At 63.7% G+C, this 21,133-nt stretch carries 16 protein-coding genes; 8 read left to right on the top strand and 8 right to left on the bottom strand.

Annotated elements, in window-relative coordinates; translation table 11 throughout:
• Positions 1 to 231 precede the first annotated feature (231 nt).
• From ACZ0BA_RS17875 to ACZ0BA_RS17850, 6 genes are all read left to right on the top strand, one after another.
• The gene (locus ACZ0BA_RS17875) at positions 232 to 1,656 is read left to right on the top strand and encodes a DHA2 family efflux MFS transporter permease subunit (protein WP_463452563.1); all 1,425 of its coding nucleotides are present in this window, start codon (positions 232 to 234) and stop codon (positions 1,654 to 1,656) included.
• A 15-nt stretch (positions 1,657 to 1,671) separates the two neighbouring features.
• On the top strand, positions 1,672 to 2,490 hold the full coding sequence (locus ACZ0BA_RS17870) for an HDOD domain-containing protein (protein WP_463452562.1): 819 nt from the start codon (positions 1,672 to 1,674) through the stop codon (positions 2,488 to 2,490).
• A 126-nt stretch (positions 2,491 to 2,616) separates the two neighbouring features.
• A complete protein-coding gene (locus tag ACZ0BA_RS17865; RefSeq protein ID WP_463452561.1) occupies positions 2,617 to 3,381 on the top strand; it encodes a FadR/GntR family transcriptional regulator in 765 nt (254 codons plus the stop codon).
• Between the two features lie 201 nt (positions 3,382 to 3,582).
• Positions 3,583 to 4,494, top strand: coding sequence for a 5-dehydro-4-deoxyglucarate dehydratase (gene kdgD, locus ACZ0BA_RS17860; protein ID WP_463452560.1), 912 nt, complete (start codon positions 3,583 to 3,585; stop codon positions 4,492 to 4,494).
• 80 nt (positions 4,495 to 4,574) lie between these two features.
• Positions 4,575 to 6,149: an aldehyde dehydrogenase (NADP(+)) gene (locus tag ACZ0BA_RS17855; RefSeq protein ID WP_463452559.1), complete on the top strand. Its 1,575-nt coding sequence runs from the start codon at positions 4,575 to 4,577 to the stop codon at positions 6,147 to 6,149.
• Entirely contained in the window at positions 6,137 to 7,024 is an 888-nt protein-coding gene (locus ACZ0BA_RS17850; protein ID WP_463452558.1) for an SMP-30/gluconolactonase/LRE family protein, read from the top strand. Before ACZ0BA_RS17855 ends, ACZ0BA_RS17850 begins: the two co-directional genes overlap by 13 nt.
• Before the next feature lie 69 nt (positions 7,025 to 7,093).
• Here ACZ0BA_RS17850 and ACZ0BA_RS17845 read toward each other — a convergent pair whose 3' ends face one another.
• The 7 genes from ACZ0BA_RS17845 to ACZ0BA_RS17815 form a co-directional block, all read right to left on the bottom strand.
• Entirely contained in the window at positions 7,094 to 7,813 is a 720-nt protein-coding gene (locus tag ACZ0BA_RS17845) for an NADPH-dependent F420 reductase (RefSeq protein WP_463452557.1), read from the bottom strand.
• A 147-nt stretch (positions 7,814 to 7,960) separates the two neighbouring features.
• Positions 7,961 to 9,520, bottom strand: a complete 1,560-nt coding sequence (locus tag ACZ0BA_RS17840) for a pectinesterase family protein (protein ID WP_463452556.1) — start codon at positions 9,518 to 9,520, stop codon at positions 7,961 to 7,963.
• Position 9,521: 1 nt separating this feature from the next.
• A complete protein-coding gene (locus ACZ0BA_RS17835) occupies positions 9,522 to 11,378 on the bottom strand; it encodes a glycoside hydrolase family 28 protein (protein WP_463452555.1) in 1,857 nt (618 codons plus the stop codon).
• A 10-nt stretch (positions 11,379 to 11,388) separates the two neighbouring features.
• Positions 11,389 to 12,804 (bottom strand): pectinesterase family protein, encoded by a 1,416-nt coding sequence (locus ACZ0BA_RS17830; RefSeq protein WP_463452554.1) that lies wholly within the window; start codon positions 12,802 to 12,804, stop codon positions 11,389 to 11,391.
• Entirely contained in the window at positions 12,801 to 13,616 is an 816-nt protein-coding gene (locus ACZ0BA_RS17825; RefSeq protein ID WP_463452553.1) for a rhamnogalacturonan acetylesterase, read from the bottom strand. The genes ACZ0BA_RS17830 and ACZ0BA_RS17825 overlap by 4 nt, the downstream gene beginning before the upstream one ends.
• 87 nt (positions 13,617 to 13,703) lie before the next feature.
• Positions 13,704 to 16,433, bottom strand: a complete 2,730-nt coding sequence (locus ACZ0BA_RS17820) for a TonB-dependent receptor plug domain-containing protein (protein WP_463452552.1) — start codon at positions 16,431 to 16,433, stop codon at positions 13,704 to 13,706.
• Between the two features lie 229 nt (positions 16,434 to 16,662).
• Positions 16,663 to 17,361, bottom strand: coding sequence for a FadR/GntR family transcriptional regulator (locus tag ACZ0BA_RS17815; RefSeq protein WP_463452551.1), 699 nt, complete (start codon positions 17,359 to 17,361; stop codon positions 16,663 to 16,665).
• A 323-nt stretch (positions 17,362 to 17,684) separates the two neighbouring features.
• Here ACZ0BA_RS17815 and garD point away from each other — a divergent pair, with 323 nt between their 5' ends.
• Both garD and ACZ0BA_RS17805 read left to right on the top strand, forming a co-directional pair.
• The gene (gene garD / locus ACZ0BA_RS17810; protein WP_463452550.1) at positions 17,685 to 19,247 is read left to right on the top strand and encodes a galactarate dehydratase; all 1,563 of its coding nucleotides are present in this window, start codon (positions 17,685 to 17,687) and stop codon (positions 19,245 to 19,247) included.
• A 59-nt stretch (positions 19,248 to 19,306) separates the two neighbouring features.
• Positions 19,307 to 20,116, top strand: a complete 810-nt coding sequence (locus tag ACZ0BA_RS17805; RefSeq protein ID WP_463452549.1) for an NAD-dependent epimerase/dehydratase family protein — start codon at positions 19,307 to 19,309, stop codon at positions 20,114 to 20,116.
• Between the two features lie 7 nt (positions 20,117 to 20,123).
• Here ACZ0BA_RS17805 and ACZ0BA_RS17800 read toward each other — a convergent pair whose 3' ends face one another.
• A complete protein-coding gene (locus tag ACZ0BA_RS17800) occupies positions 20,124 to 21,122 on the bottom strand; it encodes a GlxA family transcriptional regulator (protein ID WP_463452548.1) in 999 nt (332 codons plus the stop codon).
• Positions 21,123 to 21,133: the final 11 nt, after the last annotated feature.

The following is a 21,133-nucleotide window of genomic DNA, read 5'->3' as shown; positions in this document are numbered from 1 at the left end:
GTAGGTCAACATTCCTTGCGCCACGCATCGTTGTCATTAAAAGAAGGGTATTTTTGGCGGATTGTGCGCACGCCGTGGCTATCCAAACACAGTTGTCGCGGCGCACAAGGTAATTGCAGCGCCGCAATGAGACTGGCGGATCGCTAGTGGCGCGGTGCGTATAATTTGGGGACCGCAAACAATTCGATCCGAACCCATGTTGTTTCCAAGTGTTTTTGCCGAGGCCGGCGTATGAGCGGCGACGCCGTGCAGCCCGCAGCGGCCAGTCAATGGATCGCGCTGCTGGTGGCTGGCGCCTTCTTCATGGAAAACCTGGACGGCACCATCATCACCACCGCGCTGCCGGACATCGCCAAATCGTTCGGCGTGGCGCCGCTGGCGCTGAACATCGGCGTCAGCGCTTACTTGCTGACCCTGGGCGTGTTCATCCCGATCAGCGGCTGGGTGGCCGAGCGGCTTGGCGCGCGCCGGGTGTTCGCGGCGGCGCTGACGATCTTCACGCTCGCCTCGGTCCTGTGCGGCATGGCCGACAGCCTGATCGAATTCGTCTCGCTGCGCGTGTTGCAGGGCGTGGGCGGGGCGATGATGGTGCCGGTCGGGCGCCTGCTGGTGCTCAAGAACACTCCCAAGGAAAAACTGATCGGCGTGATCGCCACCTTGACCTGGCCGGCGCTGGTGGCGCCGGTGCTGGGGCCGCCAGTGGGCGGCTTCATCGCCAGCTACCTGTCGTGGCGCTGGATCTTTTATCTGAATCTGCCGCTCGGCCTGATCGCGCTGGCGCTGGCCCTGTGGCTGATCCCGGAGCAGCGCGCCGAGACGCGCCGGCCCTTCGATTGGCCGGGTTTCGTGCTGAGCGCGGGCGGGGTGCTGTTGCTGACCTGGGGCGCGGAATCGGTCGGCGGCGCTAATCCCGACTGGTTCGAGGCGATTTCCTGCATGGCGGCCGGGGCGGTCATGCTGGCGGCGATGGTCTGGCACCTGCGCCGCGCCGCCCATCCGCTGATCGACCTGGGCGCGTTTGCGATACCCACGTTTGCCATCACGCTGGTCGGCGGTTCGCTGTTCCGCATGGCGATCGGCGCCGTGCCCTTCCTGCTGCCGCTGATGTTCCAGCTGGGTTTTGGGCTCGACGCCTTCCAGTCCGGGTTGCTGGTGGTGGCCGTCTTTGCCGGCAACCTGATGATGAAGCCGGCTACCACGCCCATCCTGCGGCGCTTCGGCTTCAAGCCGGTGTTGCTGGTGAACGGTCTGGCCAATGTCGCCTCGCTGGCGGCGTGCGCGCTGCTGTCGCCGGCCACGCCGGTATGGCTGATCGCCGCCGTGCTGTTCGTCGGCGGGCTGACGCGTTCGATGCAGTTCAGCGCGCTCAATACGCTGGCCTTCGCGGATGTGCCGCAGCAGCGCATGGCGGCCGCGAATACCTTGTTCAGCACCTCGTTCCAGGTGGCGGTGGGCTTGGGCATCGCGATGGGGGCGGGCGGGGTGCGGTTGGGCCACTGGAGCGCCCAGCACTTGGGCATGGCCGACTGGCCCGCCATCGAGTATCGATTGGCGTTTTTGCTGGTGGCGCTGGTTAGTTTGCTGGCCATGTTGGACACAATGTTCCTCAAATCTGGCGCCGGTGCACAAGTTGTTACAAAGCCTCGTGGCCTTTAACGCTATAATCTTGCTATGGAAAAACTAAAAGACCTCTCGCAAATAGTGACGCAAGCCTCACGCGGCGAGTTGGTCTTTCCTACCAGCGTGAATGCCGCATTGCGGCTGCAACTGACGCTGGCCGATCCCGATTGCGATACCGAGGACGTGATCCGCAAGGTGCTGGCCGAGCCGCTGCTGGCGGCGCGCACCGTTGCGCTGGCCAACGCGGCTGTGTTCAACCGAGGCGGCGTGCCGGTCACCAGCGTGCGTTCTGCCGTGGCGCGGGTCGGCTACCGCCACCTGTACACGATGGCGGCGGCGATGGTGGTGCGCCAGTTCGGCAGCCGCATCCGCGACGCCGCATTGCGCGCCAAGGCCGAGCAGTTGTGGCGCCATACCGCCCATGTGGCCGCGCTGTCGCACGTGATCGCCCGCAAGCTGACCGCCACCGACGCCGACACCGCGCTGTTCGCCGGCATCGTCCACGAGGCTGCGGGCTTCTATTTGCTGTCGCGCGCCGACGAGATTGCCGGCTTGCTGGACGACCCGGCCGACTGGATGGGCGCCGCCCACGAAATCATCAGCCGCGAAATGATGAAGAAGATGGCGATACCGGAGCCGGTGAGCCTGGCCATCGTCTCGCTGCGCGGGGCAACGCTGACGCCGCCGCCGCTGGGCCTGCGCGACACGCTGCTGATCGCCAAACGGCTGGCGCCGGTGGCCTCGCCGTTTTCGCTGGGGCAGGACCACGCCAGCCTGGCCGGCTTTATGGACGACAACGCGGCGCTGGAGCAGATGCTGGCCGAGTCCGCCGAAGAGGCGGCGTCGATGAGCGCGGCGCTGCTGGTGTAGCGCGCCCCTCTTGTGGCGGAAACGATGTATAAGCAATCATTTTTGTCGAAACTCTGGCAATATGCACATCGTACGACCCTGATCAGCGATAATGCCAAATAGTCGTCATACAACAAGCCATCAGCCATGAATCAACCCGCAGCAGTCCCATCGCCCGCCGCGCCGGCGCCCTTGCCCAAGAAGAAGTACCGCAACCTCGCCCAAGGCGTGGTGGAGAGCTTCACCCACAGCATCCAGGCCGGCACCCTCAAACCGGGCGAGAAACTGCCGACCGAATCGGTGATCATGGAAATGCACGGCGTCAGCCGCACCGTGGTGCGCGAGGCCATTTCCCACCTGCAGGCGGCCGGGCTGGTGCAGACGCGCCATGGCATCGGCACCTTCGTGCTCGAGCCGCAGCCGGCCAACCTGCGTATTTCGTCCGACACCATCCGCACCCTCGGCGACGTGCTGGCCATCCTGGAACTGCGCATCAGCCTGGAAACCGAGGCCGCATGGCTGGCGGCGAGCCGCCGCAGCGAAGAGCAGGTGCAGGAAATGGGCGTGGTGCTCAAGCGCATCCAGGAGTCGCAAACCCGTCCCGGTTCGGTCGAGTCGGACGTCAAATTCCACCTGTTGATCGCGCAAGCCACCGGCAACCGCTATTTCGTCGATATCCTGAGCGATTTGGGCAATACCATCATCCCGCGTACCCGCGTCGATTCGGCCCAGCTGGCGCACGACGATCCGGTTGTGTACCAGGAGCGCGTCAATCGCGAACATGATGATATTTACAACGCCATCCTGCGCAAGGACGCCGAGGCGGCGCGCGCGGCCATGCGCACCCACCTGAGCAATAGCCGCGAGCGCCTGCGCCGGGCGCAAGAGGATATCGCGGCCAAGAACAGCTGAGCAGGCGAGGGCGGCTGCGGTTCGGTCCTGCATTCAGGCGGTCCGGACGCCCCCGAACAGCAACGCTTGCGACAGTGAACAGAGAGTTTTCGCTAAATCGCTTGCTCCCGTCCGAATATGGTTGTACGATGTCATACAACACGCGACGGGAAGCCCGTCGGACTTCCCCTTCCACATTAGACGTCGATTATTGGAGACTTTATGCAACCGAATGACCTGAAAAAAATCCTTTCCTCTGGCCTGCTGTCGTTCCCGATCACCGACTTCGACGCAGAAGGTAACTTCCGCAAGTCGACCTACATCGAGCGTCTGGAATGGCTGGCACCGTACGGCGCGACCGCGCTGTTCGCCGCCGGCGGCACCGGCGAGTTCTTCTCGCTGACCCCGAACGAATACACCGACATCATCAAGACCGCCGTCGACACCTGCGCCGGCCAAGTGCCTATCCTGGCCGGTGTCGGCGGTCCGACCCGCGTTGCCGCCGCTTACGCCAAGGAAGCCGAGCGCGTTGGCGCCGCCGGCCTGCTGTTGCTGCCGCACTATCTGACCGAAGCATCGCAGGACGGCCTGATCGAGCACGTGGCCGAAGTCTGCAAGGCCACCAAACTGGGCGTGGTGGTGTACAACCGCGCCAATTGCCGCCTGACCGCCGACTCGCTGGCCAAGCTGGCCGACCGTTGCCCTAACCTGATCGGCTTCAAGGACGGCGTCGGCGACATCGAACTGATGGTCTCGATCTGGCGCAAAATGGGCGACCGTTTCAGCTACCTGGGCGGCCTGCCGACGGCCGAAGTGTACGCGGCAGCCTACAAGGCGCTCGGCACTCCGGTATACTCGTCGGCGGTGTTCAACTTCATGCCGAAGCTGGCGATGGACTTCTACCACGCGGTCGCCTCGGACAACCATGCCGAACAAAACCGCATGCTGGACGAGTTCTTCCTGCCGTACCTGGAGATCCGCAACCGCAAGGCCGGCTACGCCGTCAGCATCGTCAAGGCCGGCGCCCGCCTGGTTGGCCACGACGGCGGTCCGGTGCGCGCACCGCTGACCGACCTGACCGCGGAAGAGTGCGACATGCTCGACAAGCTGATCCGCAAGCAGGGCGCGCAATAATCCGGTAAGCTGTCGTCATAGAACGTCATACAACATGAAGCGCGGCTAGTCCGCGCTTTTCACACATCTAAGGAGTCGATATGCAAGTAGCTGGCGAAATGATCATTGGCCGCAGCGCCGTTGTGGGGAAAGAAGGCACGATGAAGGCGATCGATCCATCGCGCAACGTCGAAATCGAACCGGCGTTCGGCCTGGCCGGCGCCGCCGACCTGGCGCGCGCCTGCGAACTGGCCGATGCGGCCTTCGACGTCTACCGCGCCACTGGCCTGGAAGCGCGCGCCAAGTTCCTCGAAACCATCGCCGACCGCATCATGGACCTGGGTCCGACCCTGATCGAGCGCGCGATGCAGGAAACCGGCCTGCCGCAGGCGCGCCTGGAAGGCGAGCGCGGTCGCACTTGCAATCAACTGCGTTTGTTCGCCAAAGTCGTGCGCGATGGCCGCTTCCAGTCGGCCACGCTCGACAGCGCGCTGCCGGAACGCACGCCACCACGCAGCGATCTGCGTCTGCGCAAGATCGGCCTGGGCCCGGTCGCCGTGTTCGGCGCGTCGAACTTTCCGCTGGCGTTCTCGGTGGCCGGCGGCGACACCGCCTCGGCACTGGCTGCCGGCTGCCCGGTCATCGTCAAAGCCCACTCGGCCCACCTGGGCACCTCGGAACTGGTCGGCAAAGCTGTCGCCAAGGCCGCTGAAGAAAGCGGCATGCCGGAAGGCGTGTTCTCGATGCTGATCGGCTCCGGCCAGACCATCGGCCAGGCGCTGGTAAGCCATCCTGCGATCAAGGCGGTCGGCTTCACCGGCTCGCGCGCCGGTGGCATCGCCCTGATGAAAACCGCCGCCGAACGCAAGGAACCGATCCCTGTGTACGCCGAAATGAGCTCGATCAACCCTGTGTTCCTGCTGCCGGGCGCGCTGGACAACGCCAAGCTGCCGCAAGCTTTCGCCGACTCGCTGACGATGGGCGCCGGCCAGTTCTGCACCAACCCAGGCCTGTTGATCGGCCTGAAAAGCGACAAGCTGCAAGCCTTCGTCGACGCCGCCGCCGGCTCGCTGGGCGCCAAGCCAGCGGCCACCATGCTGACCCCTGGCATCCACAAAGCCTACGTCAACGGCGTCAATGGCCTGTCGGGTATCGCCGGTGTTTCGCAACTGGCCGCCGGTCAGACCACCGAAGCGCCATGCGCCGCGCAAGCTTTCCTGTACCAGGTCGACGCTAAAACCTTCCTGAGCAATCCAGCGCTGGAAGGCGAAATCTTCGGACCAACCTCGCTGCTGGTGGTCGCCAACGACGAAGCCGAGCTGCTGGCCGTGGCCGAACACGTCGAAGGTCAGCTGACCGCCGCCGTTCACGCCACCGCCGACGACCGTCAACTGGCCGCGCGCCTGATGCCGGTGCTGGAACGCAAAGTGGGCCGCATCCTGTTCAACGGCTTCGGCACCGGCGTGGAAGTCTCGCACGCGATGGTGCACGGCGGTCCGTTCCCATCGACCTCGGACAGCCGTTCGACGTCGGTTGGCGCCGGCGCCATCGACCGCTTCCTGCGTCCTGTTTGCTATCAGGACGTGCCTTCCTACCTGCTGCCGGAATCGCTGGCTGACGAAAATCCGCAAAAGCTGCCGCGCATCGTCAACGGTGACTTGGTATGGAACGCGTAAGCGACATCCAATGCGCGGTGGGCGAAAGCCCGACGTGGAGTGCGGCGGAATCGGCCTTTTACTGGACCGATATCCCCGCCAAGCGTGTCTGGCGTCTGGACCCCGCGTCCGGCGCCACGCGTTTCTGGACGCTGGATGAAATGGCCGGCTGCGTCGCGGTCAAGGCCGATGGTGGCCTGATCGCCGGCATGGAAACTGGCGTGTTCAGTCTCGCGCTGGGCGAAGGCCCGGCCGCCGTATCGACCAAACTGGCCACGCCATCGGTGGAGTCGGGAGCACTCGGCGAGGGCAAGCGCTTCAACGACGGTCGCTGCGACCGCCAGGGGCGTTTTGTGGCTGGCACCATGTTCATGGACATGTCGGCCAATCGTCCGGTCGGTAAGCTGTTCCGCTACGACACGGCGCATGGTATTTCGGCGCCGCTGGTGGTGGAACTGCTCACGCAGAACGGCACCGCGTTTTCAGCCGACGGACGCACGATGTACCTGTCGGATTCGCATCCGCTGCGGCGCATGGTGTGGGCGTTCGACTACGACATCGCCGATGGCGTGCCGTCGAACCAGCGCGTGTTCGCCGACTTGACGGCCGAAGTTGGCCGTCCGGACGGCGCGGCGGTCGACGCCGATGGCTGCTACTGGGTCGCCGGCAACGACGGCGGCTGCCTGCTGCGCTTCACGCCCGACGGCAAGCTCGATCGCCGTTTGGAGGTGCCGATGAAGAAGCCGTCGATGTGCTCCTTCGGCGGCAAGGATCTGGACACGCTGATCGTCACGTCCATCCCTTCCGGCAAACCGGAAGACGCGGAATGGGGCGGGGCGGTGCTGTTGCTGCGGCCCGGCGTCAAAGGGCTGGCGGAAACGCCGTTCGCATCATGATAAAAGGGCAGACGCCTTCCAGCGTCTGCCCTTTTTCAATCCGCAGTTGGAGCACTGCGGCAAGTTACTTTACTTCGAGCTCTTCGCCGCCATCTCATGTTCCAGCTTGGCGTGGTTGGCCAGGTACTCAGCGTGCTGCGCCTCGGTGCGTTTTGATCCCAGCTTGTTGAAAAGCTCGGTCAATTTGTCGGCAGTCAGGTCGGCACCGTAAGCTGGCGTCCCCGGTTGCTGGCGCCACGACTCGTGCAGACTACCGTCATCGACGGCGTCAAAGCCCAGTTCCTCGACCAGCGCCATGACTTTTTGCTTCGCAGCGGCGTCGTCGCCGGCAACTGGCAGCGCAACACGGCCGGCCGTGCCTTCTGGCAGACCCTTGGTTGGAATATGTTCGGCGTGAATATTGTTAAATACCTTCACAACCGGACGGCCCAAGTGCTGCTGCACCCATTCGCTTTCGGTGAGGTCACCGGTTTCCAGCTCCGGGATCTTACCGTCGCGAAGGATAGGGTAATAGTTACTTGTATCAATAACCGGCACGTCGGCCGCAACATTCGCAAACAGGTCCTTTGGCAGATCAGGAATGTTTTTGAGCGGAATGGTGACCACGAGAATTTCGCCATAACTGGCAGCTTCCTGGATCGTCACCGGCTTCGCGCCGGTTTTTTCCGCCACGTCCTTTAACGTTTCTGGTCCACGAGAGTTAGCGATCTGTACCGAGTGGCCAAGCTTGGTCAGCTGCATGGCAAGGGCGCTGCCGATGTTACCGGCACCAATAATTCCAATTTTCATATAATCCTCCGGGGCTAGTGGTGTAAACCATGCGTTCATCAAACCAAGTTGAAAAACTAGCCCGATGTTACACACCAGCCTTGCAATGTGTCGGTACGGTTCTGCACGGCTAGCGAAGAGTCGATTGTCAGACCGGGGTCAAGTCTGTCATTCGGACACGGGCCCGTCTGTTGCTGGCGGCGCCCAGCCGCCCAACACCCATGACGGCGTGCTGTAGTTCTTGATCAGCTCCGCATCGCGCTCCCTGGTCAGCTGGCGCGAGGCAGGATGCCGCTGACTCACATCGACCGGCGTGCCGTCGGCATTGCGGCTGTTGTACTCCCAGAAGCGCACGTTGGCAGCGTCGCCGACTATCTCGCCCCAGCCGTGCGGATTGACCCCGCTCAGCGTGGCGTTGATCAGCACCGCCTCCGCATACGGATAGCCCCTGCCCTTGTTAGCCGGCGAGCGGGCGAGGTGCGGCTGTCCACCGCCGATAGCGTTGAAGCGGCAATCGACGAACACGTTACCGTGGTTGGCCGACGTATTGCGTATCCACATAAACGGCCCGCGCGATTCGATCTCGCAGCGCCGGAAAAACGCGGGTCCACGCCCGAGTATCGTGTCGCCATGGCCGACGATCTTCACGCCCTCGAGATAGGTGCTGCCGTTGACCTGCAACGCGTCGCCGGAACCGATGACGGTGACATCGCTGACGATGTTTTCCTCGCCCGTGATCAGCAAACCTTCCGCCTGGCCTTCCAATGTCGTCTGCAAGGTCATGTTCTTCAGATGGACGCCCTTGACGTTATCGGCGGCGAAGGCCGCCCGGCGCGACGGAAATGTACCCGGCGCCTCGTTGATGCTAATATTGACGGGATGCGGATTGAATACCTCGTTGTTGGCGTAGTGGATCCGCACCTTGTCGCGATGCTCGCCTTCGACGGTCAGGTTCGACTTGCGCCGGAAGTAGACGATTTCCTCGTAGTCGCCGTTGCGGACGAAAATCGTGGTGCGCCGCGCCGGATGGTCGGGGACGAAGTCGACCGCGCCCTGAACGGTATTGAAATCGCCGCTGCCATCGGCGTTGACCGTCACGCGGTCGCTGTCCGCACGCGGAGCCTCGGCCTTGGTGTTGAAGCGCCAAGCCGTTTTCCCGCCGATGCCCTTGAAGCCGGCAATCACGCCCGGATCGATCTGCACGTAATAGCGCTTGCCGTATTCAAGCAGATTGTGATGCGGGTAGATGGTTGCCGTGTTGCCCCGCACGATGACCGGATGGAAGTGGAAGCCGTCCGTAAAGCCGCCGATGATCGTGAGCTGGTAGCTGCCCGGCGTCGGCTCGGCGCCGGCGGAAGGCGTGCCGGCCCTGGTGTTGGCATTGGTGCGGCGCGGCCCCTCCGGATAAGCGTAGGGCGTGGCCAGGTAAGGCGCCGCCGGCAGTTTGGTGCGCTCGGTCGGACCTGCCGGAATGGCCAGGTCCAGCGTATCGACAAGCCGGTCGTCGGCTGCATCGTAAATGCGGATGCGGCCGGACTTGCCGATCACTGGCGGCTGCGTGAACCGCAGCACCAGATGCGTATCCGGATTGACGTCGCGCGCACCGCTGGCGGGTGACGCCAGCTGTGGCACTTCCTCCGCGAGGGGGGTTGACCCGGCGATCGGCAATGTCATGGCCGCCAGCAGCGCCGGCAGCCTCCTTAGCAAAGCACGCCGGGTGGTCGCCATGTTATGCGCCGACGTTGAGCGTGGTGTTGTGCACCTTGCCGCCGATGGTGACGTTCTTCAAAGTCAGGCCCTTGACGTTGTACAGGAACCAGGGCTGCGCGGCGTTGACCGGAACGCCGAAATCGCAGTCGGTGATGGTGACGTCGGTGACCGGCACCACCGGCGGCATCGGTCCCGGACCGTTGTAGTCCGACGCCACAGGGCCGAGAATCACGATCGCCTGGAAGCACGACGCCGTCTTGCCGTCCTTGGTCACGTTGCCGACCTTGATGTTGGAGATATGGATGTTCGACACCACTGGCGGGCGCGTACGCACATTGTCGCTGATCGGCGTGTAGTCGCAATCGAAGGTGACGATGGCGCCTGCGGCCGTGGCCACCGTCTTTGACTGGATCGGCGACCCTGGCAGGGAGGCGTAGAACGACGGCGACAGCTGCACGCCATTCGGTACCGTGCAATCGCGCACGTAGAAATTGCGCAGATAGCCGCCGCGATTCATGTTGGTCTTCATGCGGATCGCGGTGTTGAGCGGGTTGGTCTTCCAGTTGGCGTTTTCGAACACCAGCTTTTGTGCGAACACGTTCTGGATGCCGCCGGCCATCTCGCTGCCCAGGGTCACGCCACCATGGCCGCTGTGCATAATGCAGTTCTGGATCACGATATTTTGCGACGGGCCGAATTGCGTGTCCAGGTCTTTGCCGGCCTTGATGGCGATGCAGTCGTCGCCGGTGTCGAAGGTGCAGCCGTCGACCAGCACGTGGTCGCAGGCTTCCGGATCGAAGCCGTCGCTGTTCGGCCCATGGCTTTCGCAGTGCACCTTGCGGATGACGATATTGCGGCAGTGGACCGGGTGGTGCATCCAGAACGGCGTGCGCGTCACGTGATAACCCTGCAGCAGCACGTTGGTGCAGCCGATCAGCTGGATCATCGGCGCGCGCAGATAGTGGCCGATGCCGAATACGCGCTTCGACAGCGGCACGCCCGCTTCGGACAATGCCGGGAGATACTGGGCATCGGCGCGCCAGCGCTGGCCTTCGCCCTGGATCAAAAGGCGTTCGGCCTCCGTCAGGTTCGGCGCGACCGTCGACAGCGACACGGCGTTGAGCGGGTTCTCCGTGTTCTCCGACATTTTGCCGGCCTTGAAGTTGGGCGTGGTGCCCTGGCCGATCGAGTTGATGGTTTTTTGCTTGCCCTTCCAGGTCCACCAGCAGTCGCCTTCGTCGTTGAACGGCACGCCGCCCTGGCCGTCCAGGGTGCTGGTCCAGTCGTCGCCCGTCAGCGCGATATTGTGCTGGTTGTAGGCGTAGATCATCGACGAGTAATTCAGCACGTCGTTGCTCTGCCAGCGCGAGATCGACAGCTTGCCATGCTTGCCGCAGTCGATGTCGCCGTATTTGGCGTAGTCGGCCGGGTTGTGGCTGAAGTAGACGTGGGCCTTGGCGCTCAGATGAACGTTCACGTTCGACAGCAGCACGATCGGGCCGGCGCAGTACCAGTCGCCGGCCGGGATGACCACGCGGCCGCCGCCGGCGTCGCTGCAGGCCTTGATGGCGTCGCGGATGGCGGCGTAGCAGTCGGGCGATCCGGCCGCCGGCGTGTCGATCGTATCCTGCTCCTCGAACGAGATCCAGGCCTTGACCTTGGACAGCTTGCAGGTCTTGGCCCCGTACGCGGTGATGTCGAAATCCTGCTTGCGGAAGGTGAGCGGCTTGGATACGCGGTCGACGATCGCCTGCGCCTGCAGCCACGGATCGGGCGCGGTGGCGGCGTTGGCCGTCATCGCGGCGGGAAGGCCAAGCGACAGGCCTGCGGCCGGCAGGGCTTTCATCAGACTGCGGCGCTGGGTATTGATAGACATGCTGTATTCCTTATTCGTCCTGATTGTTGAATTCACCGATAAAGATATCGGCGGGAGTAGGTTTTGCGGTGTAGCCGAGATCCTTGACCGGGTCGATGCCCGCCTGGATCAAATTGTTCCAATAGTCGTCGGAGTTGTATTGCACCGGGCGGTAAGCCAGGCTGCCAGGCTTGTTCCAGTCCGACCACGGCTTGGCGCGGTTGATATGGGCGCCGATGCGCGAATTGAGCACGGCCATTTTTCCAACCGCCTCCAGCGAGACGCGGGCGATGGTGCCGGTCGGTGCCTGGTAGCCGTTGGTGTCGCCCAGCAGGCAGGCGTAACCTTCTACCTGAACCGGGGCGTAGGGCGTGCAGCGGGAACTGTGGAACCATTGGCGCAGCAGGTAGAAGGTCCCGCGCCGCGCGTTGTCGGAGCCGTCGTGCGTGAAGCGGCAGTTGTCGAAGACGAAGCCGTATCTGGTTTTTAGATGCGTGTCCGGCGCCGCGACATACGACAGGCCACGGTCGCCGATCGATTTGATCTCGGTCTGATGGAAGTAGGCGGTGCTGTCGCCGAAGATGAAATCGACGTCGCCTTCGATGTAGGACTTGTTAAAGAAGCTGCGCGAGGTGCTGCCGATGCGCGGCGACTTGAGGTACAGCGTATCCTGGAAGCCGATCAGGCGGATGTTCTCGAATTGCGCCTTGTCCGCGCCGTCCACCTGCAACGCCAAAGCCTGGTGGTGCACGTTGTTGACGTTCGGTAGCGACTCGGCGCGGGCATTGCCGATGTCCTTGTTGTAGCCGTTTTCGAACGTCAGGTTGCGCGCCTGGAAGCCGTTGTTCTGCACCCAGACGGTGGCGGTGCCGAAGGTGCCGATGACGGCGCGGTCCTTGATCGTCGCGTACATCGCCTGCGCGCCCGGCGCCGCCTTGGCGAATTGCGCGCCGTAGCGCGCGGCGTAGGCGGCGCCGGTCACCGAGGCGTCCAGTTTGGCGGTGATTTTGGTGGCGGCGGGGTCCTTGCCGTCGCCGTACATCGTCAGCGGCGCGGTGTTGGCAGGCACGTAGACCAGTTCCTGGTAGGTGCCCGGCTTGACCAGCAGGTACAGGCGCCTGGCCGGCTGCGCGACACTATCGATCACCGCGCGGTTGACCGCTTGCTGGATGGTGTTGAAGGTTTTCACGCCGTCCGCCTTCGCGGCCTGGTCGACGATGTAGTCGGGCGTGAACGCGGCGCCTTTGGCCAACGGGTCGGCGAGCGGGTCCCACGGATCGACGCTTTCCTTGCCGGCGGCGCCGACATACTTGAGCACTTCGCTGTAAGAGAATTGCCTGGCTTGCGTTGCGCTCAGCTGGGGGCGCGTGCTGGAATGACCCGGCGCCGCCCAGGCGCCGGCGGCCGTCAGCGCGGCGGCCGAAAAAACGATAGCCGCCAGCCTCACTGCTCGCCCTCGCGCTTGAACATGCCCACGCTCTCGGGCACGGCGCGCTTCATCTCTTCCACCACCATGTTCGAGAAGAACGCGGCGCCTTTCGGCCCGACGTGGGTGCGGTCGAAAGCCGATTTGGCCGCGCCGGCCACTTCCACCTTGCCGGCGGTCGGCGCGGGTGTGGCCTCGGCGGTTTTCTCCGGACGCGGCGCCATCGCCAGCGTGTCGGCTTCCTGCTGGCCCATCGCCTGCACGGCGGCGTAGCTGTCGGCGTTCAGGTCCAGCAGCGGAACATGCTGCGCGGCGGCTGTGGCGCGGATCACGTCGGCCCACGGCTGCAGGTTGTTTTCCAGGACGTTGTCCTTGAAGGTGCGGCGCGTCAGCGGCGTGACCAGTACGGGAACGCCGCCAAGGGCTTTCACTTCCTGCGCGTAGCGCGTCATATTGACCGGAAATTCGGTTTTGAGATCGGTCGAGCGGCCGGGTTTTCCCGGCTGGTCGTTGTGGCCGAACTGGATCAGTACATAGGTCGCGCGGTAGGCGGCGCTGCCGCGCAGCAGTCCCTCGACCTCGTCCCAGCGGCCCTCGGCGCGGAAGCTGCCGGAGCTGCGGCCGCCACGGGCCAGGTTGATGCAGGTATTGGAGCGTTGTACGCGGGCGCAGAAGGCGTCGCCGTAGCCGCTGTTGTTTGCCATCGTCGAATCGCCGACGAGGATGAAGCGCACCGGCTTGGCCGGAGGCAGGGGCACGGGGTCGGCGGCTTGGGCGGCGTGGGCGCACATCGACACGGCGACGGCGGCGAAAAAGCTGATCGGGAGTTTCATGGGCTTCTCGAATAAAAAAAGGCGCCGGCCGCAATCGCTGCGGTCCGGCGCCGTTGATCAAGCATCCATCGACATCATCGGATTCTATTAATAGAACTTGTAGGTGGCGCGGAAGTTGAAGGCGCGGCCGATCGGGCTGGCGGCGCTGCTCAGATAACCATTGCTATACAGGCTGCTGTTGGTGACCGGTGGCTTGGCGTCGAACAGATTGGTGATGCCGGCGGTAAGCGACAGGTTTTTGAAGCCGTTGTAGGTGGTTGTCCACTGCCAGTTCTTGTACGAGTTGATGTCGCGCCAGTACTGCTGCGCCACCAGATTCTGGTCTTCGTACTTCGAGTTGTAGTTCTGGGTCAGGGTGCTGTTCCAGTTACCCAGCGCCCAGTTCAACTTGGCCACGTGCTTCCAGCGATAGGTGATGATCGGGAAGCTGCTGGTGGTGCCGTTCGACGCCAGGCCGAAGCGGCCGATGTTGGACACATACGGGCTGCCGCTATCGAGCTGGTTGTCGAACTTCGTCAGGTAAGTACCGTCGATCGAGACCTTGAAGTCACCGAAGGAGCTGCGCGGGAAGGCATACGATGCCGAGACGTCGATACCCGCAGCCTTTTGTCCGCCCAAATTCATGATGGTGTTGCGGATGAAGTTGATGGTGCCGTCGGGATTGCGCACGAAATCGGACGCGTACTTGGTCGGATCGAGGAAGTAGACCTGCTCCGGCAAGTTCGCCAGCATGTCGGTCATGCGGATGTTCCAGTAGTCGATCGACACCATCGAGGTGGCGGTCGGCTCGAACACGGTACCGAGCGTGAAGCCCTTCGATTTTTCCGGCTGGACGTCGGCGTTGCTGCCGGTTTGCTTCGGCAGTTGCACGTTGCAGACGTTCGCGGAGACGTAGCCCGCCAGCGCGGTGCCGGTGCCTGCCACGCCTGGACGGCCGCCAGGGCACAGTACCGGATCATCCCAGCGCGCCGACGTCAAGCCAGTGGCGCCCGGCAGGCGGTAGCCGTAACGGTCGAACAGGGTCGGTGCGCGGAAGCCGGTGTTGGCCGAGCCGCGGAACATCAGCTGCTTGGTCGCCTCGTAGCGGAAGCTCACCTTCGGATTGATGGTGTTGCCAAAGTCGCTGAAATGGTCGTCACGCACGGCGACGTTGACGTTCAGTTTTTTGGTGAACGGCATATCCAGTTCGGCGAACAGCGCGGCGACATTGCGGCCACCCTCGCCGTGCGACGGGCTTGCGTTGGCGTAGGTGACCTGGCGGACGATGTCGAGGCGCGTGTCCTCGTTGGTGTCGCGGCTAAAGCTGGTGCCGACGGCCAGTGCCAGGTCGCCGCCGCCCAGTTCCATCACGGAGCGGCTGGCGGTGAAGTCAATGCCCTTGTAGGTGCTCTTCGATTCGCGATTTTTCTGGCCGTCGACGTTGATGCTTTCCAGGTAGGCGCGGCCGGCGGCGTCCTGCAGGCCGAATGGATTGAGCTGGCCGTTGCGCAGGCCGTCGAGCAGACCCTGGCCGGTGAAGTAGCCGTTGTCGTAGTAGTTGTCGCGGTTCGAGATACCGATCACCAGGCCGGTCTTGTAGTCCCAGCCCTTGACGGTGCCTTCGGCGGTGATGGCCACGCGCTGGTTCAGCTGCACGTCCTTGGTGGCGGCGGCGCCGTAGTCGGCGACGGCCCAGGTGGGGATCAGTGTGGCGCCGTTCAGCCCAGACATCGCCGGCACGCCGCCGCTGTTACCCGGATACCATTTGCTGGTCGACGGCAGCTGCGGCTGCACCCCGTTGACCGCCAGCGCGTTGGTCGGATTGCGGGTGCCGATGATGTGTTCTTCGCCGCGCGAGTAGTCGATCGAGACCACGTGGTCTTCGCCGAGTTTTTTCGAGGCGCGGGCGTAGAACGTCACCTGCTGGTTTTCGTACAGTGCGTTGCCGTAGGCGTTCGCGTCCAGCACGCAGGTGCTCGAACGGCCCGGGAGCGAGTACGGCGCGACGCAACCGGTGGCCGCGTACGGATTGCGCGCGGTACGGTTGGTGGCGGTGGTGAAGTTGGCCGGCGTGGCGTTGCCGCCGGTGCCCAGCGATGGCGAGCGGCCGATGCTGGTCAGCAGCTCCGGGGAGCTCAGACTGGCGCGGTCGCTCGCGGCCAGGGCCGAGCGCTTGTGCGCGTCGACCGTGCCCCAAACGCTCCAACCGTCGCGTTCCAGATTGCCCTTACCCCAGGTCAGGGTGCCGCGTTCCTCTTCGCCGCCGCCGCGACGGCCCACTTCCACGTGCTGCAGGGTCGCTTCCAGACCCTCGTATTGGGTGCGGGTGATGAAGTTGACCACGCCGCCGATGGCGTCGGAGCCGTAGATCGACGATGCGCCGTCGCGCAGGATCTCGACGCGCGCGATCGCGCTCATTGGAATCACATCCAGGTTGGCGTAGCCGTCGGCGATCGCCTCGTTGGCCAGACGGCGGCCGTTCAACAGCACCAGCGTGCGGTTCACACCGAGGCCGCGCAGATTGATGTTGGTGCCCGCGCCGGCGTTGGATGGCGCCAGCGACGCCGATTGCGGCAGCGCCATCATCAGGTCGGCCAGTGTGGTCATGCCTTGCTTGACCAGGTCTTCGGCCTTGACGGTGCTGACCGGCAGCGATGCCTCGGTGGCCAGGCGTTTGATGCTCGAACCGGTCACTTCGACGCGTTGCATCGCCGGTTCGGCCGCTTCCTGTGCCTGCGCGGTTTGGTTGGCGAGCGTCAGCACGGCCAGGGTAATGGCCGACAACAGCAGCCGTGGTTGTGCGGATCGGTTTTGGACCGGGTGCTCGGGCTTGATCATTCTAGTCTCCTTCGTGTTTTTGAATAAAGTTATACGCTTTGCCGCGACAGCAATGAACGTGAGTGGAGCACCTCGCGTACTCCGTGCCGTTGAGACGAGGGTCGCTGTGCTGGGCACAGTCCGGGGTCGCAAACGGTCAATAACTTGATTACTTTTATCTAGCGGGCAGCATCAAGGCCGCTCCTGCTTTACTGCCGGTACTGCAAATCTGTGTATATCCAGCCGCGCGTCAACCGCGCGAGAACGTGCGGGTCACCCGCTCCAGGTGGGCGCGCATGGCTTTGCGCGCGGCCGCCGGATCGTGGGCGGCGATCGCCTCCAGGATGCGGCGGTGGTCCTTCAGCGTTTCCTGGCGCAGTTCCTCGGTCTGGAAGTGTTCTTTGAGCTTGTGCCACAGGCGGCCGCGCTGGTCCCACAGGTAGTCGAGGGACCCCACCAGCGCGCTGTTGCCGGTGGCGCGCGCGATAGCGATATGGAAGTTGCGGTCGGCCGCTTCGTTGCTTGAATAATTGGAGTGGTTCTGTTCCATCTCGACGACCGCCTTGAGGATGGCGTCGATGGCGCTATCGGTGGCGACGCGCGCGGCAATGGCGGCGATTTCCGATTCGATCAGGCGGCGCGCGGACAGTACTTCGAACGGACCGGGGCCGGCTTCGGGCAAATCGGCCGGGGTGGGGCGCTCGCTGACGTAGACGCCGGAGCCGCCGCGCACCTCGATCACGCCGCCCAGTTCCAGCGCGATGAGCGCTTCGCGCAGCGAGGCGCGGCTGACACTGAGCTTGGTGGCCAGGTCGCGTTCCGACGGCAGGCGCTCGCCGGGGGAGATGTGTTCGTCGCGGATCAGTTCCTGGATACGGTCGGCCACGAGACGGTATAACCGCGTCTCCGGAGTGGTGCCGTCGTTGGCCGCTAAAGTTCTCTTCAGCATCGTTCTTGTCTCTTAATGTTATGGTCGTGGCGTTTTTGATACTGCCATCTGGTCAGGCCATTCTAAGGTGGTCTGACCAAAAGGGCAACGTGGACTAGCCAAATTTATTTTTAGCTGTCATACTAAATTCGTCAGGTAACCGCTTTCCGACCGTGTTTTCCAGATGAAGAACCTCTAAAAACACGGTAGAATCAGGGCTGTAAGCTTGTGGCGCCCCGGATACACACAGAACGCTGGCCGGCCAATATCCAAATTGGTCTGACCAATTTACGCTACCAAAAAACAACGTTAGCCGGGCAGAGACTCCCGGAAAGGAAGCCAGAATGATGCCACCGACTAGCGCCGCCACGCCGCGCTACATCCTCATGCACGACAACGACAACGTCGCCATTGTTGTCAACGACGGCGGCCTGCCCGCCGGCGCCGTATTCGCCGACGGCTTGACCTTGTTGGAAGCGGTCCCGCAAGGGCACAAGGTCGCGCTGCGCGCCGTCGCCAAGGGCGAAGCGGTGATCCGCTATAACGTCACCATCGGCTTTGCCGCCCACGACCTGCCGGCCGGCAGTTGGCTCAACGAGCAGAATGTGCAGATGCCGGACGCGCGCGAACTGGTCAACCTGCCAATTTCGACCCGTTTGCAACCGCCGGGCGAAGCGCTCGAGGGCTACACCTTCCAGGGCTTCCGCAATCCGGACGGCAGCGTCGGCACGCGTAACATCCTGGCCATCACCACCACCGTGCAATGCGTAGCGGGCGTGGTGGAATTCGCCGTCAAGCGCATCAAGGAAGAACTGCTGCCCAAGTACCCTAACGTCGACGACGTGGTGGGTCTGGAGCACACCTACGGCTGCGGCGTGGCGATCGACGCCCCGGGTGCGATGATCCCGATCCGCACGCTGCGCAATATCACGCTCAATCCGAACTTCGGCGGCCAGGCCATGGTCGTCAGCCTCGGTTGCGAGAAGCTGCAGCCAACGCGCCTGTTCCCGAAAGGGTCGATTCCGATCCAGAACGGCGGCGGCAACGAGCCGGCGCTGGTGTGCCTGCAGGACGCGCAACACGTCGGCTTCATGTCGATGATCGATTCGATCATGAAGCAGGCCGAGGCCAACCTGGCCAACCTGAACAAGCGCCAGCGCGAAACCGTACCGGCCTCGGAGCTGGTGGTCGGCGTGCAGTGCGGCGGCAGCGACGCTTTCTCCGGCGTGACCGCCAATCCGGCCGTCGGTTTCGCCACCGATCTGCTGGTGCGCGCCGGCGCCACCGTGATGTTCTCGGAGACGACCGAGGTGCGCGACGGTATCGACCAATTGACCTCGCGCGCGGCGACGCCCGAAGTGGCCGACGCCATGATCCGCGAGATGGCCTGGTACGACAACTACCTGCAGCGCGGCGGCGTTGACCGCAGCGCCAACACCACGCCCGGCAACAAGAAGGGCGGCCTGTCGAACATCGTCGAGAAGGCCATGGGCTCGATCGTCAAATCCGGCAGCAGCGCCATTTCCGGCGTGCTGTCGCCAGGCGAGAAGCTGACGCAAAAAGGTCTGATCTACGCCGCCACGCCGGCCAGCGATTTCATTTGCGGCACCTTGCAGCTGGCCGCCGGCATGAATGTGCATATCTTCACCACCGGCCGCGGCACGCCGTACGGCCTGGCCGAAGTCCCGGTGATCAAGGTCGCCACCCGCAACGACCTGGCCAAGCGCTGGCACGATCTGATGGACATCAACGCCGGCCGCATCGCCAGCGGCGAGGCCACCATCGCCGATGTCGGCTGGGAGATGTTCCAGTTGATACTGGACGTGGCCAGCGGCCGCGAAACCTGGGCCGAGAAGTGGAAGCTGCATAACGCGCTTGTGCTCTTCAACCCGGCGCCGGTGACCTGATCACCGATTTACACTCAACGATAATCCTTCAATAAAAACCGAACGAGAGACATATAACAATGAGTAAGCCATTCAAACGATTGCTGCTGACCGGCGCCGCCGGCGGCCTGGGTAAGGTTTTGCGCGACCGCATCAAGCCATGGGCCGATGTGGTGGTGCTGTCCGATATCGCCGACATGGGCGAAGCGCGCGAGGGCGAGGAAATCATCCAGTGCGACCTGGCCGACAAGGCAGCCGTCATGAAGCTGCTCGAAGGCGTGGAGGCGGTCCTGCACTTCGGCGGCATCTCGACCGAGAACACGTTTGAAAACATCATGCAGGCGAACATTCTCGGCACCTACAACCTGTATGAGGCGGCGCACAAGCACGGCACCAAGCGCATCATCTTCGCCAGCTCGAACCACACCATCGGCTACTACAAGTGGACCGATTACATCGACGCCGACAGCCCGACCCGCCCGGACAGCTTCTATGGCGTGAGCAAATGCTTCGGCGAGTCGCTGTCGCGTTACTACTACGACCGCACAGGCCTGGAGACGGTTTGCCTGCGTATCGGTTCGTCGTTCCCGGAACCTGCCAACCCGCGCATGCTGGTGACCTGGTTGAGCTATGACGATTTGGAAGAGGCGCTGCGCTGCTCGCTGTTCACGCCGCGCGTCGGCCATACCATTTTGTTCGGCGCGTCGGCCAACCCGGCCAGCTGGTGGGACAACAGCAAGGCCGCGCACCTGGGCTACGTGCCGAAGGACAGCTCGGTGCAGTTCTCCGACAAGTTCCCGGACACCGGCGTGTACCCGGCCGCCGATGACCTGGCGACCGTTTATCAGGGCGGCGGTTTCGCCGCCGTCGGTCCACGCTACCAGGACTGATCGGGAATCAGGCGCCGTTGGCGGCGTGGGATGAGAACCGGTCGCGGTACTGGCCGGGGCTCACGCCCAACTGCCGCTGGAACACGCGGCGCAAATTCTGCTCTTCCACATATCCCGTGTTGGCCGCGATCGTCTTCAATGGCAGCGCGGTTTTCTCCAGCGCGCGACAGGCCGCTTCCAGCCGCATCGCTTCCACCATCTTTGCCGGCGTGCGTCCCGACTGGGCGGCATAGGTCCGCGCGAAAGTGCGCGCCGACATGCCGGCCTGCTCGGCCAGGCGGTCCACCGTCAACGATTCGTGCAGGTGCGTGGCGACCCAGGCGTGCAACTCGTCGAAACGTCCCCCTTCGTGCGACTGCGCCGCCAGCGGCACGCTGAATTGCGATTGCCCGCCGGTGCGCTTCATGAACACCACCAGTTGGCGCGCCGTTTCGATGGCGATTTGGTGGCCGTAATCCTCCTCGATCAGTGCCAGCGTGAGGTCGATGCCCGCGCTGACGCCGGCCGAGGTCCAGACCGAACCATCCCTGACGAAGATCTTATCGGCGTCGACATCGATGCGCGGGTGGCTGTCACGCAAGCGCTCCGCCCATTCCCAATGCGTGGCCGCGCGCCGGCCTTCGAGCTGGCCGGCGGCGGCCAGCAGGAAAGCGCCGGTGCAAACGGAGCAAAGGCGGCGCACATGCGGTGCCCGCAGCGCGATCCAGTTCACCAGCGCGGGCGAGGCGTTGAATTGCTGGCCTTTGCAGCCACCGGGCGCGATCAGCGTGTCGATGGCGACGCCGTCGAGCGTGGCGATGGACACCGTCGCCACCGGCAATCCGGCGCTGGTGGTGATCAGGCCACCGTCGGCGGAAGCGACGATGGTTTCGTACAAGGCCGGTTCGTTGTCGGGACGGCGTTTGCTGGCTGTCGCCAACGCTTGCAGCGGGCCGCATAGATCCAGCAGATTCATGTCGTCGTAGGCGAGCAGCACGACGCGCAGCGTGTTTCTTGGTAAGGACATGTTCATGATGG

The sequence above is a fragment of the Duganella sp. AC917 genome, assembly GCF_979258245.1.
This window is presented reverse-complemented; position numbering and strand designations above follow the sequence as displayed.

Bases quoted from the DNA above. Each gene is read 5' to 3' on its own strand.
- ACZ0BA_RS17845 (WP_463452557.1), bottom strand. From the start codon at position 7,813: ATGAAAATTGGAATTATTGGTGCCGGTAACATCGGCAGCGCCCTTGCC.
- ACZ0BA_RS17820 (WP_463452552.1), bottom strand. From the start codon at position 16,433: ATGATCAAGCCCGAGCACCCGGTCCAAAACCGATCCGCACAACCACGG.
- ACZ0BA_RS17855 (WP_463452559.1), top strand. From the start codon at position 4,575: ATGCAAGTAGCTGGCGAAATGATCATTGGCCGCAGCGCCGTTGTGGGG.
- ACZ0BA_RS17815 (WP_463452551.1), bottom strand. From the start codon at position 17,361: ATGCTGAAGAGAACTTTAGCGGCCAACGACGGCACCACTCCGGAGACG.
- ACZ0BA_RS17865 (WP_463452561.1), top strand. From the start codon at position 2,617: ATGAATCAACCCGCAGCAGTCCCATCGCCCGCCGCGCCGGCGCCCTTG.
- ACZ0BA_RS17825 (WP_463452553.1), bottom strand. From the start codon at position 13,616: ATGAAACTCCCGATCAGCTTTTTCGCCGCCGTCGCCGTGTCGATGTGC.
- ACZ0BA_RS17805 (WP_463452549.1), top strand. From the start codon at position 19,307: ATGAGTAAGCCATTCAAACGATTGCTGCTGACCGGCGCCGCCGGCGGC.
- garD (WP_463452550.1), top strand. From the start codon at position 17,685: ATGATGCCACCGACTAGCGCCGCCACGCCGCGCTACATCCTCATGCAC.
- ACZ0BA_RS17850 (WP_463452558.1), top strand. From the start codon at position 6,137: ATGGAACGCGTAAGCGACATCCAATGCGCGGTGGGCGAAAGCCCGACG.
- ACZ0BA_RS17875 (WP_463452563.1), top strand. From the start codon at position 232: ATGAGCGGCGACGCCGTGCAGCCCGCAGCGGCCAGTCAATGGATCGCG.
- ACZ0BA_RS17800 (WP_463452548.1), bottom strand. From the start codon at position 21,122: ATGTCCTTACCAAGAAACACGCTGCGCGTCGTGCTGCTCGCCTACGAC.
- ACZ0BA_RS17835 (WP_463452555.1), bottom strand. From the start codon at position 11,378: ATGTCTATCAATACCCAGCGCCGCAGTCTGATGAAAGCCCTGCCGGCC.
- ACZ0BA_RS17870 (WP_463452562.1), top strand. From the start codon at position 1,672: ATGGAAAAACTAAAAGACCTCTCGCAAATAGTGACGCAAGCCTCACGC.
- kdgD (WP_463452560.1), top strand. From the start codon at position 3,583: ATGCAACCGAATGACCTGAAAAAAATCCTTTCCTCTGGCCTGCTGTCG.
- ACZ0BA_RS17840 (WP_463452556.1), bottom strand. From the start codon at position 9,520: ATGGCGACCACCCGGCGTGCTTTGCTAAGGAGGCTGCCGGCGCTGCTG.